The 12,805-nt window shown below is 71.6% G+C and carries 12 protein-coding genes; 4 read left to right on the top strand and 8 right to left on the bottom strand.

Features of this window, described 5'->3' with window-relative positions; all coding sequences use genetic code 11:
• The first annotated feature begins 39 nt into the window (after nt 1-39).
• Complete coding sequence (locus FXF51_RS43075; RefSeq protein WP_148440563.1) at nt 40-474, top strand: hypothetical protein; 435 nt, start codon at nt 40-42, stop codon at nt 472-474.
• Between the two features lie 120 nt (nt 475-594).
• Here FXF51_RS43075 and lgt read toward each other — a convergent pair whose 3' ends face one another.
• Complete coding sequence (gene lgt / locus FXF51_RS43070) at nt 595-1,434, bottom strand: prolipoprotein diacylglyceryl transferase (RefSeq protein WP_148440562.1); 840 nt, start codon at nt 1,432-1,434, stop codon at nt 595-597.
• Nucleotides 1,435-1,506: 72 nt separating this feature from the next.
• Between lgt and FXF51_RS43065 the strand changes: the two genes are divergently transcribed.
• On the top strand, nt 1,507-1,842 hold the full coding sequence (locus tag FXF51_RS43065; RefSeq protein ID WP_148440561.1) for a hypothetical protein: 336 nt from the start codon (nt 1,507-1,509) through the stop codon (nt 1,840-1,842).
• 17 nt (nt 1,843-1,859) lie between these two features.
• On the opposite strand, the gene FXF51_RS43060 is transcribed toward FXF51_RS43065, so the two are convergent.
• On the bottom strand, nt 1,860-2,957 hold the full coding sequence (locus FXF51_RS43060; RefSeq protein ID WP_148440560.1) for an enolase C-terminal domain-like protein: 1,098 nt from the start codon (nt 2,955-2,957) through the stop codon (nt 1,860-1,862).
• Between the two features lie 184 nt (nt 2,958-3,141).
• Here FXF51_RS43060 and FXF51_RS43055 point away from each other — a divergent pair, with 184 nt between their 5' ends.
• Nucleotides 3,142-5,094 carry a hypothetical protein gene (locus FXF51_RS43055; RefSeq protein ID WP_148440559.1) on the top strand — a complete coding sequence of 651 codons (1,953 nt, stop codon included), beginning with the start codon at nt 3,142-3,144 and terminating at the stop codon, nt 5,092-5,094.
• A gap of 11 nt (nt 5,095-5,105) precedes the next feature.
• Here the strand turns inward: FXF51_RS43055 and FXF51_RS61260 are convergent, their stop codons facing one another.
• Entirely contained in the window at nt 5,106-5,546 is a 441-nt protein-coding gene (locus tag FXF51_RS61260) for a hypothetical protein (protein ID WP_187414894.1), read from the bottom strand.
• 95 nt (nt 5,547-5,641) lie between these two features.
• Here FXF51_RS61260 and FXF51_RS43045 point away from each other — a divergent pair, with 95 nt between their 5' ends.
• A complete protein-coding gene (locus FXF51_RS43045) occupies nt 5,642-5,968 on the top strand; it encodes a hypothetical protein (protein ID WP_148440558.1) in 327 nt (108 codons plus the stop codon).
• Between the two features lie 137 nt (nt 5,969-6,105).
• Here FXF51_RS43045 and FXF51_RS43040 read toward each other — a convergent pair whose 3' ends face one another.
• The 5 genes from FXF51_RS43040 to FXF51_RS43020 form a co-directional block, all read right to left on the bottom strand.
• A complete protein-coding gene (locus tag FXF51_RS43040; RefSeq protein WP_148440557.1) occupies nt 6,106-7,029 on the bottom strand; it encodes an iron-containing redox enzyme family protein in 924 nt (307 codons plus the stop codon).
• A 63-nt stretch (nt 7,030-7,092) separates the two neighbouring features.
• Entirely contained in the window at nt 7,093-8,805 is a 1,713-nt protein-coding gene (locus FXF51_RS43035) for an FAD/NAD(P)-binding protein (protein ID WP_148440556.1), read from the bottom strand.
• Nucleotides 8,806-8,814: 9 nt separating this feature from the next.
• On the bottom strand, nt 8,815-9,696 hold the full coding sequence (locus tag FXF51_RS43030; protein WP_148440555.1) for an alpha/beta fold hydrolase: 882 nt from the start codon (nt 9,694-9,696) through the stop codon (nt 8,815-8,817).
• Nucleotides 9,693-10,166 carry a hypothetical protein gene (locus FXF51_RS43025; RefSeq protein ID WP_148440554.1) on the bottom strand — a complete coding sequence of 158 codons (474 nt, stop codon included), beginning with the start codon at nt 10,164-10,166 and terminating at the stop codon, nt 9,693-9,695. Before FXF51_RS43025 ends, FXF51_RS43030 begins: the two co-directional genes overlap by 4 nt.
• Before the next feature lie 47 nt (nt 10,167-10,213).
• A complete protein-coding gene (locus FXF51_RS43020) occupies nt 10,214-12,802 on the bottom strand; it encodes a ThuA domain-containing protein (protein ID WP_148440553.1) in 2,589 nt (862 codons plus the stop codon).
• Between the last annotated feature and the right edge of the window lie 3 nt (nt 12,803-12,805).

Raw genomic sequence — 12,805 nt, 5'->3', positions numbered from 1 at the left:
CTGTGCATGCCGCCGAGTCCGATCGATCGAGGAGGAACGTTGTCGTACCTGCGCAATCCCAGTTTCGAGGCCCCCGACATCGCCCCCTGGACGCGGATGAACCAGGCGGGCTCCGTGCAGTACAAGATCTGGGGCACCAGCGACGCCAGATCCGGCGACGCCGTCCTCGTCATGAGCACGAGCCAGCTGGAGGGGTCGGTCGCCCAGGACTTCACCGCCACCGGGCCGCCCGCGAGCGTCTCCTGCTTCGCCTGGGTCAGGTCCGGCTCCCAGCAGCCGGTCAAGGCGTCGCTGGCGATCTGGGACCTCGGCGTGAACCGCGCGGTGTCCGCCAGGTTCACGGCCACGCCGGAGTGGCGGCTCGTGACCTGCGCGATGGACACCTCGGGGACCTCGCCGAAGCAGATCCGCGTCGAGTTCTACCTGCACACGGTGAACAGGGAGCTCTGGATCGACAGCGTGAACGCCTTCTGAGCCCACCCGGCGACCCGGACAAATGCATACATACTGGACGTGGCGGGTAGGGGTCTGCGTAGGGGATCGATTGCCCACCCCTGAGGACGCCTCTGCTGCGGTACGCGGTCGGGGGCGTTCTCATGCCCCGCGGGCCACCACCACCTCCTCGCTGTCCTTGGCGCGAGTGGCCCAGAAGTAGGCCAGCGCCCCCGCGAACAGCACGATCGACGTCCACTGGTTGATCCGCAACCCCAGGAGCAGCACCGCGTGGTCCACCCCGCCCACCGGGTCGATCCGCAGCCCCTCGATCCAGAACCGCCCGAACGTGTAACCCGCGACGTACAGCGCGAACAGGCGGCCGTGGTGCAGCACGAACCTCCGGCCGATCAGGATCAGCGCGAAGCCGAGCGCCGCGTCCCACAACGACTCGTACAGGAACGTCGGATGGTAGAGCACGCCCGGCTGGCCGCCGTGCGCCTGGTCGATCTCCAGGCCCCAGGGCAGCATGGTCGGGCTGCCGTACAGCTCCTGGTTGAACCAGTTGCCCCAGCGGGCGATCGCCTGCCCGAACGCGATGCCGGGGGCGACCGTGTCGGCCACCGCGCCGAGCGACAGCCCGCGGCGGCGGCAGGCCAGCCACACGCCGACGCCGCCGAGCGCGACCGCGCCCCAGATGCCAAGGCCGCCCTCCCAGATGTACAGCGCCTGGATCGGCTCCTTGATCGCGCGCGGGCCGAAGTAGGTCTGCCAGTCGACGATGACGTGGTAGAGCCGGCCGCCGATCAGACCGAAGATCACCGCGGGGACCGCGATGTCGTACATCGTGCCCTTCTCGCCGCCACGGGCGCGCCAGCGGCGCTCGCTCAGCCAGGCGCCGACGACGATCCCGAGAATGTGACACAGCGCGTAGGCCCGGATCGGGATGAACCCGATGTCCCAGACCGCTTCCGAGGGGCTCGGAATCAAGGCGAGGCCCATGGTGGAGAGGTTAACCGAAGCCACGCTTTCCGCGGTTAACGAGTCAGACTCATTCGTGCCTAGCGCGGCCTGGTGCCCGCCGAACGGCTGCGCGCGCTGGAGCTGGAGATCACGACGCAGCTCTGGATGGGGCCCGGCGGGCACTTCGTGCACCACTTCGTCGCCGGCGGCCGGCTGGTCAACTTCGTGGCCGTCACCGGGCAGGACACCTGGACGCGCGAGTCCTGGACCGACCGGCGCGCCGCCTGCCTCGCCTCCGCCGGTCGTCCGGGTTTGCGCGGGTACGAGGCGAAGCGCGCGCCTCGTACGACGCGGGTGCATGCGCTGTCCACCGCCGACAAGGCGCGCTTCCACCTTCCGGACGGGCCTGAGCAGCGGGCACTACGCCTTCGGTCAGGCCACCGGTAGCGCGCCGCCGCGCAGCGTCAGGCCACCCGGTAGCGCGCCGCCGCGGCGGGGCGCAGCGTCAGGCCGTGGCCGGGCGCGTCCGTGTTGGGCCTGGCCAGCCCTCCGGACGGGTCGGCGGCCCCGTCGAACAGCTCCGCCTCGATCCGCTGATGATCGTGGAACCACTCGATGTGCCGCAGCCCGGCCGTGGCCGCCGCGGCCGGGAGGTGCAGATTCGGGGCGCAGTGCGCCGACACCTCCAGATGGTGCCCGCCCGCCACGGCCGCGGCGGCGAACCAGCCGCTGTAGCCGCCGCACCTCGTGGCGTCGATCTGCAGGCAGTCCACCGCCCGCGCCTGGCACATGCGGGTGAAGTACCCCGGATCGCAGCCGTACTCGCCCGCAGTGACGTCGGCATGGCAGCGCTCCCGCACCAGGCGCAGGCCGGCCAGGTCGTCAGAGGAGACGGGCTCCTCGAACCAGGTGACGTCCCGCTCGCGCATCCGCTCGGCGACGCGGACGGCCTGCTTGGCGGTGTAGCCGCCGTTGGCGTCCACGTACAGCTCGGCGTCCTGGCCGATGGTGCGGCGGGCCAGCGCCACCCGGTGCAGGTCGCGGTCGGGGCGGCTGCCGTACGACTCGCCGATCTTGATCTTGACGCGGCCAATGCCCTGCTCGTGCACCCAGTGCGTGAGCTGACCGACGGTGGTGGCGTCGTCGTAGGTGGTGAAACCGCCCGAACCGTACAGTGGTACCCGCTCCCGCGCCAAGCCCCACAACCGGGTCAGCGGCACCCCGATCAGACGCGCCTTGAGATCCCACAACGCCACGTCCACGGCCGAGACCGCGTAACCGGCGACGCCGGGACGGCCCGCGTTCCGCACCTGACGCGTCAGGGCGGCGAAGAGCGCGGGAATTCCGTCGGGGTCGGCGCCGTTCAGCGTGCCCGCGAGCGTCTCTGTGACGAACGCGGCCGCGGCGGCCGGCGCGTACGTCCACCCCGTCCCCATGACGCCCGCCGCCGCCACGGTCACCACCACCATCGTGGTCGACTCCCAGGCCAGCGTCCCATCCCCCTCAGGACACCCGGCGGGAACACGGTAGGCCGCCGCCGTGACCTCGTCGATCGTAGTCATCCGGCTCTCATCCCCCAGACGGCGGCAACTACCCCACGGTCACCGTCCAAACGGTTATAAGGCGGCGTGCGGCGAGTGCACCTGTGGGAAAGTTGGTGCCTCGTACGGTCCACCCAGGCCACCGTCCGCGGGGTCGAGGAGGTAGCGACGCGTGGCTCACCCGTATGGCCCGTGGAGACCCGAGGTGTCGGGGATCGACCCGGCGCGCATGGACACGTTCGTCGCCGCCCTGGACCGCGCCTGCGCGGACGTCGCCGAACAGACCCAGGCCGTCAGAGCGGAGCTGACACGCCTGGGCGTCGGCACGCTGACGCTGACCCCGTTCGTCGAGATCGAACGCTGGGCGCGCGGCCAGGTCCCCAAGCTCCAGGCCCGCAACGCCACCATCCGCAAGCAGGTGCCGGGCTGGACGCCGGGCATCGTGACCTACGACGAGGCGGCCATGCCGTACGCCACGCCGGAGGAGTCGCGACGCGAAGGCGCCGCCATGGCCGCGCTCTACCGGCAGTACGCGCAGGCGGCCAAGCTCGGCATGAGCAGCCCCCGGCCCAACTCCGCCGTGCGGCGCTTCGCGGAGCTTCTGGAGCGCATATCGGCGCACAAGGACGATCCCGACTTCGCGGCGGCCTTCTTCGGGGAGCTGGGGACGGCGGGGACCCTGGCGGTGCCCAAGGACATCCTCGACCTGTTCGGGCCTGCCGCTGCTGGTATTCCGGTGCGGGAGGCGGAGAAGAAGCTGCTCGGCGAGTTCAGCCGGATGTTCGCCGCCGCCTCCACCGCCTCGCCGCCGGATCCGCGCTTTCCGAAGGTGATGAGTGATATCGAGCGGGGTGGGGAGGGGGTGGATTCCTCGTCGTTGTCATGGTTGGTGAGCGAAGGGGTGTTTCCTACTCAGTGGCTTACTGCTGTGGGGCGGCGGCATTTGACGGACAGCGGGCGGGTGGATGTTACCGGGCGGTTTTTGAGTGCTCTATCGCATAATGCGGTGGCGGCTCGGGCTGTTGTTTCGGATTTGGCGGGGTTGGCTGTGCGGGTGGGGAAGGATTCGGAGGCTAGTGCGGCTTTTGGGCGGGTGTTGGCGGCGGCTTCGGGGGTTTATGACGAGAGGGATGGAGGGCATAGTGAGGGGGCTGCGGCGTTTGCGTTCGGGGTTATTACGCGGGGGCCTGAGCTGGTGACGAACGATGTCATGCGGAGGTATTTCGCGGAGATCGCCGGGGCTTATGCGACGGAGTTCGCAGCGAGCGCGGCTTTCCTGGACCCCGACTCCCAGCTTCCGAGTCGGCTTGGCGGCTTCGACGACAAGCTCGTCGGAACGACCCCGATGTTCCGGCTGTCCCTGGCGGACAGCCATCTCTTCATGAAGACCTTCGCAGACACCAACGCCCACATGGAACCGTTCAACGAGGGCATGGCCGCGCTGACCCAGCGACTCTTCGAGGCGGGCGTGCGAGCGGACCGGCACCTGCTTGCCTTCCCTCCCCCGGACCGCCGGCAGCAACAGACGGCGGTCGAGCAGGTCTTCGCCCGGCTGGGCACGGTCGCGGGTATACAGTTCGCCGCGATGAAGTCCGTTCGCGGCGCTGCGGACCTCAAGGACGAGGAAGAAGTCGAACGATTCGGCCAGGTACTGGACAAGGGCATGGACGCGGGCATGCTGTTCCTGCCCACCGCAGGAGGGCTGCCTGCGGCGGCGGGCTGGATGTTTCTCAGCTGGGGGCTCAAGGACGGCGTCGCAGCCGCGATGGAGCCCGACCTCCGGATGCCGGACGTCAACAAACAGGAGCTGGAGCAGGCGCGCGCGGCGCTGTACGAGATCGCTTCTGGGCTCGTCGCACAGGGCTACACCTCGAAGAATTCACCAGTGGACTTCAAGCCTCCGACCGACCCGCTCATCGTCGATCAGCAGGGGCGGCTACGGCCATACGCGGAGATCGACGGCAATCAACAGGCGATGAAGGCCTTCCTCGCCTGGCTGAAGGAGAACGGCAGCGTCGACGACCAGGCCGACCGCCGGACGCTGGGGAAGGTGGCCGCGGCAGCGTCCACGAGGTTCTCTGGGGATCGGAAGAACGTGGAGAACTTCCTTTCCACGACCGATCCCGACCTGAAAGAGGCTCTGATCGAAGAAAGGTGATCATGTCCGAGCTATTCGCGCGGGATGCAGTCCGTTTCGCCTACGGCGGCGGCCTCATGGTCGCTGGGCGTCTCCACGGTGATGCTGGTGCGCGACGAAGAGAGCTTGAGGGTCGTCTTGGGCAGACCTGGCTTGTAAGGGTCGAACACCTCGTAGCCCCACTTCGTGCCGAGCCTCCCCGCCATCTCGGCGATGAGGTTGTCGTCATACCTAGAGAACGTGGACTTAACGCCATAAGTACGCTTCACCCCACCCGACCCGCAAGGCACATCCTTCCCCCCAGCATCCACAACCACCGTCTCCTCCGGATCCACCGACTCCATCAACTCCGTGATATGCCGCTGAAGCGTCTCCCCCGCCTCCTCCACCGTCGGCCCCGCCTCAGCCGCCGAGCACCCACCCAGCACCACGACCACCCCCACCACAACCGCCCAACGCCCCACCGCCACCATCGACACCGTCTCCGTCCCGATCGCCCGCCCAGCCGCTCCCATACTCCATCACCGACCCCCCGCCGTACCCGTAACGCCAAGATGGGTTGGCCCCGATGACCGACACTCCGGTGGATAATCCTCGCTATACGGCCCTACGGGAGGCGCAGGTCAGGGTGGAGCGGCATGTCGCCCAGTTGCGGGCGGCGCTGGACGAGCCGTTCCGGTTGTTCTCCGGTGACGCGGTGTGGATCGGGCCGGTCGCCAGGAGGTTCGGCGAGGATCTGGGGCATTACCGGCAGCGGCTCAGGCAGCAGGCCGAGACGGTGCTGGCGGAGCTGGAGGCGGAGATCAGGCGGACGCCGCCGCAGGTGTCGGCGGCCGTGGCCCGGCGGGAGGCGGCGCGGCTGTCCGGGGCGCCGTCGGCGTTCACCGCCTTCTGAGTGCGGTGCGGCCGGTCCCGCGGGGAAGTAGCGTGACCTGCCGGAGCCCGGCTGTAGGAGTCAGGGGCCCGGCCGTGGGAGCTTGATGGAGGGTGGACGGCGGGGAGCTGGGGCTCCGGTGGAGGAGCGGCGTGGGCTCAGCCGGTCGCCGCCACCGCCTCGCCCTCCTGGTCGCCGTGCCGCACCGGCTCCCGTCCCACCTCGTCCGGATCCCCGTCCAGGGAGCTGAGCCCGAGGCGCCAGCGGTTCACGACGTGCTCGGCCCAGCGGCGCTCGAGCGCCAGGGCGCAGGCGGCGCCGTACAGGATGTCGCCGGTGAGGGAGGGCTCCCGGGCGGCCAGTTCCGCGCAGAGGCCGAGTGCGGCGAGGTGGGCGGGTGAGGTGGCCGGCTCCGACGCGGCGAGGTGACCGGCGAGCGCGCCGCGCAGCCGCCTGTGCAGGCCGAACAGTGTCCTGACGTTGGAGACGGCCAGCGTGATGCCGGGGACGACGGGCAGGTAGGCGCCGTAGGAGTCGTCCAGGCCGATGCCGGTCATGGTGGCTCTGAAGAGGTGGACGCCGGCCTGCTCGGCGCCGGCGTCACGCTCGGCGGACGGGTCGCCGGACAGGCGTACCCGGGTGCTGGTGTCCTTGAGGTGGTGGATCGAACGGTGCACGAGGAGCTCGCGGAACCGTCCCAGATCGGCCTCGCGCTGCAGGTGCGCGGGCGACAGGACGCTCGTCTCCTCCTTGGCGACCAGCTCGGCCAGCGCGTCGCGCACGCGGGACGGCGGCACGGCCGGGGGGCGGGGCACGGCGTGCGCCAGCGCGGACTCCAGTGATCGCTCCAGGTCGCGGCGGGTGGCCAGCAGGGACGGCTGCCATTCCCAGAGGTCGTCCACGTCGTCGAAGCCGCGGGCGTGCAGCTCGTAGCAGGCGAAGAGGGCGAGCTGGAGGTCGCCGTCGTCGAGCGCCGTGCCGGGCGGCGGGGTGACGAGCGGCGGGTCCAGCTCGACCGGCCGGCCGCCGAGGCGGGCGAAGAGCCCGGCTGTGATCGGGCCGCGGGCGGCGGGCAGACGCATGACGAACCTCCTCAGGGTGAATCCCTGGCTGCCCTGCCCCCGCACGCTCAAACGGCCCGTCTTTCACGCGCGGGCCAGGAGGGCGGCGGCCACCGCGTCCGCGTCGCGGAAGAACGGGCTTTCCTGCCCCGGGCGGCCGGTGCCGACCTCCGTGAACCAGCGGGTGTGGTTGGTGGCCACGCCGAGCGCGTGGATGTCCGGCGCCGCGCGTCCCGTTCCGTCGATCACCCGGTACGGCGCCCGCGTCACGGCCAGCCCGCCCGCGTCGAAACGCGCCCCCGTGGCCGGGTCCACGTTGACGAACTCGCTGACCATCCCGTCCGCCAGCAACTGCTTGACGAGCGGCGAGGCGTCCCTGGACAGGTCACGCGCGGGCGCCCGCGCGTCCACGAGCGCCCTGGTGACCCGCCGCGACCCGTTCACCTGCGGCGACTCCACCCCGAACCCGCCGGGCACCGCCTCCACCACGGCCCCTGGCCCGACAGGGCGCACGATCCCGGCCTCCATCAGGGCGGCGAGCTGGTCGACGTGGGCCGCGGGCGGGCCCGCCGACAGCACGAAGCTCTGCGGCACGAACCTGGCCAGGAAGTCTCGGTGCGAGTCGGGCAGCAGCCCGCCGAAGTCGACGACCTGCGGGAGCAGCGGCCTGATCGCGCGCAGCATCTCGGTGGCGGCCTTGACCGTGCCGTCCACGCAGCCGGCGCCCGCCCGCCGGGCGTCCTCGCGCAGCAGCCGGGCCAGGCCGGCGTGGTAGTCGTCCGGGGTGGCGAAGCGCCGGTCGCGGAAGGGCCTGGCCAGGTGGGTGAGCGGGTGGGCGGCCCCGTTGGAGCAGGCCAGGTCCGCCTCGTACTGGATGAGCGGCTCTACCAGGCGGGCGAAGTCGAGCTGCGGCGTGCCGGTGGACGCCAGCGCCGCCGCGCGCAGCTCTCCCAGGCGTTCCTCCGTCACGACCCGCAGCCGTACGGGCGGCGCGGGGAAGTCCGGCACCGCGGGCCTGGCCAGGAACGGCAGGCCGCCGCGCGAGAGCGCCAGCAGGATCGGCTCGTCGCCGCTGGGCAGGTACCGCAGCCCGGCGGGGGTGGGTGTGAAGCGTCCGCCCCTGCCCAGGGTCACCGCCCGCATCACGTCGTAGAACGTCAGCCCGAACCCGCGCACCGCGACCTCGGCCCCCGGCGGCAGGTCGTCGAGCGGCATCTCGGCGGCCAGGCCGGGCGGGAGGTAGCACAGGCCGTGGTCGTCGGCGTGCCGGAGCCAGGCGAGCTGCTCGTCGTCGGGCTCCAGGCTGCCGTGGCCGGTGGCCAGCACCGCCTTGTCCACCCGGTACGCGACGCCGTCCGCGACCAGCCGCAATCCACCCGGAACGCGGGTCATCCTGGTCACCTCGGCCCGTACGGGACGGACGCGCACGTACGGCGGCGCCGTCGCGCACAGCGCGCGGAACACGTCGGCCAGGTACTGCCCGTACAGGCGGCGGGCCGGGTAGGCGCCCGGCTCCAGCCCGGCCCAGCGCGCCATCGTGCCGTACCGTTCGGCGGGCAGGCCGTCGTCGCCGGGCGAGCACATGGTGCTCTCGCCCGCCGTGGTGTTGGCCGACAGCCAGGACGGCTGGTCGACCCGCCAGACCCGGCCGCCGCCGTGGCCCACGGCGTCGAAGGCCCAGATGGTCACCTTGTCGTGGCCGTGGTGCGGGGGGTCGCGCAGGCGTACCAGCAGGCGTTCCAGCACGGACAGGCCGCGCGGCCCCACCCCGATCACCGCGATGACCCGTTCCCCCATGCCGCTCCGCTACCCGAGAGCTCCCAGGTCAGGCACCTGGGCGGGGTGAGGGAAGTTCAGCACGGCCCGCGCGATCTCGTCCGGCTGCTCGGCCACCATGTTGTGGCTGGCGTCCAGTTCGAGTACGCGCAGGTGGGGCCGGTCGGCGACGAGGGGCAGCAGGTCGCGGCGGATGCCCGCCCGGTGCGCGGGCATGAGCTCCGCGACGCGCCCGGGCAGCCCGGGCAGGTCCCGGGTGGCCAGCACGAACAGGGCGGGGCAGCGGATGCCGGCGACGGGCGGGACGCTGTCCAGGAAGTACGGGTCGTGCCGGACCTGCCCGGCCAGCGCCGCGCCCGGCCGGACGAACACGCCGTCGGCGGTGGTGCGGAGCGACCGCCGCGGGTACATCGCGGCGTGCGCCTCCGGCAGCGGCTGCGCCATCGCCGCCGCCTGCGCGTCGAAGACGGATCTCAGCTCCGCGAGCAGCTCCTGGAGCTCGTCCTGGGCGAGGCCGGCGTAGTGGCGCGGCTCGGTCTCGGCCGAGCGCAGTCCGTCGAGGTTGACGATGCCGGGCCCGCCGGGGTGGCGCAGCGCCCACCGCACGGCGACCATGCCGCCGAGCGAGTGTCCGACGACGAGCGGCTCGTCCAGGCCGAGGTGGTCGATGACGGCCTGGACGTCGTCCAGGACGGCCTCCCACTCCCATGGCCCCTCGCCCGACAGGCCGTGTCCGCGCAGGTCCATGGCGACGACGCGGTGCGAGCCGGTCAGCAGGGGCGCGACGGCGTCCCAGTGCAGCAGGGTGCCGCCGAGGCCGTGCAGCAGCAGGACGGGGGCGCCGTCGCCGCCGTGGTCGCGGACGGCCAGGTGGACGGGGCGGTCTTCGATCACGAGGTCGTGTGCGGTCAAGAGGTGCTCTCCTTGGGACGGTTGAGCCGGGCCTGGATGGAGGAGGTCGTGACGCCGCCCCCGGGATCTTTGTCGAGCTTGCCGCGTTTGACCAGGTCGTGGACGCCCTGGCGGGTGATGCCGAGCATCGCGCCCGCCGTGGAGTAGGAGACCGCCGTCGCGGAGGGGTGCCCGGCGCCGCGCGCCACGGCGCGGCCGAGCGGGGTGCGCCACCACTGCTCGGGCGGGTCGAAGGGCTCGTCGCCGGGGAACAGGACGGCGATGAGCTTCGCGGCGGTCCGCGCGGCCTGCCGCCGGTCGGGGCCGAGCAGCTGGGCCGCCCAGACCTCGGCCTCCACGTGCAGGCGGTCCTTGATCGGGGTGAGCGGCTCGTCGGAGGCGAGCAGGATCTCCAGGGGGTCGAGCACCCGGGTCTCCAGCAGCCGGACGAGCGCGCCCACCAGCTCGACGTGTTCTTCGGTCGTCGTCACTTGACGGACGATAGCAAGTACTTGCTATCGTCCGTCAAGTAGCAATCTCAGCGGGTCTCGGCGAACCGGCCCACCCAGTAAGCCGTGCGGTCCAGGTACGCCGTCTGGGCCGCCGCCCCCGTACGCCCGTAGGCGCCCTCGAAGCTCTGGTAACCCGCACGCGGCACGGCGGGCTCGATCACGCTGCCCTCGTGCCACTCGTTGAAGGAGGTGATCGACACCCACGTGGGCCGGGTCTGCAGGGCGTTGGCCCACTCCTTGTCGTAGGTGGCGCCGTTGTCCCTGGCCAGGGTGGGGGTGGTGTTGCCGGGCACCGCGCGGTCGTCGAGGTAGCCGGGCCCCACGGACGGCGCCCACACCAGCCCGTGCTGCCGCGCGTAGTCGGCGGCCTGCTGCCAGCCGGGCGCGGTGGCGCCGGCGATCGCGTCGTAGGTGTACATGCCGTTGAAGTGGGCGATCTTGCTGGTGTCGGTGGTCTGGGCCAGGATGACGTTGTCCTGGTTCACCTGGCCGAGGGCCGACCAGTCGGTGATGCGCAGGCTCTCGAAGACGTAGAAGGCGTCGCTGAAGGCCGGGTGCGCGCCGTAAGTCTGGTTGAGGTAGCGGACGTCCTCCACGGTGGAGGCGGCGGTGCGGCCGGCGTACGGCTCCAGGTGCCAGGCGACCTTGAGCCCTTCCCTGGCCGCCGCGTCCAGGATGCCGCGGGCGAGGCCGTCCTCGTAGCTGCCGCGGCCCCACCAGCTCAGCACCAGTACCCCGGCCGCCGACTGCCTGATCCACTTCATGTGCTGGGCGACCGTTCCGGCGAAGTCTCCCGAGTCGTACGCGCCCAGCGCCGGGTAGAAGTCGGCGCCGATGTCGCCCGGCGGGGTGCGGCCGCCCTGCTGCCAGTGCCGCCAGCCGCCGTTGACCTGCGGCGAGCCGTACCAGGGGTAGTAGAAGACGTGCACCTTGTCCGACAGGAGCGGCGCCGGGCCGCCGCCGTCGAGGGTGATGGTGTCGATGTCGTAGAGGTTGCCGCTGCCGCCGGTGAAGACCAGGAACAGCGGTCCTGTGGCGGAGCCGGTGAGCGTCGTGGTGACGGTCTGGAAGTTCTCCCAGCCGCCGGTGACGGGGACGGTGACCGTGCCGAGCAGGGTGCCGGTGGCCGAGCCCGAACGGATCTGGATGGCGCCGCCGACGCCGCCGGAGGAGACGCGGGCGGAGAAGCGGGTGGCGCCCGCGGTCGTGACGTGCGCGTAGCCCGCCCAGTCGCCGTTGTCCACGTAGCCGAGCGTCTTGCCGCCGCTGGCCGGCGGGTGGTCGGCGATCTGGATGCCCGAGCTGGAGGTGTACGACTCGCCCTCGGCGGTGACGCCGCCGCCGCCCAGTTCCTTGACGCGGACGTTGCGGAAGGCGACCTGGTCGGCGGCGCCGTGGTTCTGGATGCCGACGTGGCCCTGGCGCAGCGAACGGCGGGGGTCGGTGTTGGTGAAGTCGTTGATCAGCGCGCCGTTGAGGTGGACGCGCAGCCGTTCGCCCTCCACCAGCAGCTCGTAGGTGTTCCAGGAGCCGGGCGGGTTGAGCGCGGCGTCGCGGGCCGCCTGGTCGGCGGCCTTGAACCCGTAGATCGAGCCGGTCGTGCGGTCGGCCGTGTCGGTGGCGTCGATCTGCACCTCGTAGCCGTTGTCCACGGCGGACTGCGGGTCGCCCGAGGCGGGGAAGCCGACGAACACGCCGGAGTTGCTGTCGCCGGTCACCTTCCAGTCCACTTTCAGCGAGTACGAGCCCAGCTCCCTGGCGGAGTACCACAGGAGGCCCATCCCGCCCTGCGAGGTCAGGGTGGCGTCGGCGTTGGCGAAGCCGCCTGGGCCCGCCTGCGACCAGCCGCTGGTGGAGCCGTTGTAGATCGGGGTGTAGCCGGTCTCGGGGCGGCAGTCGGCCTTGGCCGTCCCGGCCGCGTACCGGATGCCGCCGAGCAGCACGCCGCGGAAGGCGGGGTCGGCGTAGGACTCGATGGTGTGGCCGAGGCCGGTGTAGAAGGCGCGGCCCTGCCCCTGGGGGTGGCACCAGGTGATGGGGTGGTCCCCCATGTCGCCGCCGCTGTAGGTCGTCTCGTCCAGGGACTGCAGGACGCGTACGGACGTGCGGGGGCCGACGCGGTAGTTGTACCACTCGTCGGTGCGCGTCCAGGCGGGGCCGAGGTGCGCGGTCGCGGGGTGGGCGCGGTCCTCGGTGCGGACGGTGGCCTGCTGGATGGCGGGATGGCTCTTGAAGTACGCGCCCGCCAGCCTTCCGTAGTACGGCCAGTCGTACTCGGTGTCGGCGGCGGCGTGCACGCCCACGTAGCCGCCGCCACCGTCCACGTACTGCTGGAAGGCGGCCTGCTGGGTGTCGTTCAGCACGTCGCCGGTGGTGTTGAGGAAGACGACGGCCTCGTAGCCGGACAGGTTCGTGAAGGCGCCGGCGTCCTCGGTGGCCGTGACGGTGAAGTTGTTCGCGGCGCCGAGGTCGCGGATGGCCTGGATGCCCGCGGGGATCGCGTCGTGGCGGAACCCGGCGGTCTTGGAGAAGACCAGCACCTGATAGGCCGGGTTCGCGGGGACGGCGGTCAGGCTCGCCGCGACGAGGGTGAGGCTCAGGAGTTTGGACAGCATCGC

The sequence above is a fragment of the Nonomuraea sp. PA05 genome (assembly GCF_008086045.1).
GTDB lineage: Bacteria > Actinomycetota > Actinomycetes > Streptosporangiales > Streptosporangiaceae > Nonomuraea > Nonomuraea monospora.
The sequence above is the reverse complement of the archived record's forward strand: the minus strand, read 5'-3'. Positions and strand labels throughout refer to the sequence as shown.

Bases quoted from the DNA above. Each gene is read 5' to 3' on its own strand.
- lgt (WP_148440562.1), bottom strand. From the start codon at position 1,434: ATGGGCCTCGCCTTGATTCCGAGCCCCTCGGAAGCGGTCTGGGACATC.
- FXF51_RS43060 (WP_148440560.1), bottom strand. From the start codon at position 2,957: ATGACTACGATCGACGAGGTCACGGCGGCGGCCTACCGTGTTCCCGCC.
- FXF51_RS61260 (WP_187414894.1), bottom strand. From the start codon at position 5,546: ATGGTGGCGGTGGGGCGTTGGGCGGTTGTGGTGGGGGTGGTCGTGGTG.
- FXF51_RS43045 (WP_148440558.1), top strand. From the start codon at position 5,642: ATGACCGACACTCCGGTGGATAATCCTCGCTATACGGCCCTACGGGAG.
- FXF51_RS43040 (WP_148440557.1), bottom strand. From the start codon at position 7,029: ATGCGTCTGCCCGCCGCCCGCGGCCCGATCACAGCCGGGCTCTTCGCC.
- FXF51_RS43035 (WP_148440556.1), bottom strand. From the start codon at position 8,805: ATGGGGGAACGGGTCATCGCGGTGATCGGGGTGGGGCCGCGCGGCCTG.
- FXF51_RS43020 (WP_148440553.1), bottom strand. From the start codon at position 12,802: ATGCTGTCCAAACTCCTGAGCCTCACCCTCGTCGCGGCGAGCCTGACC.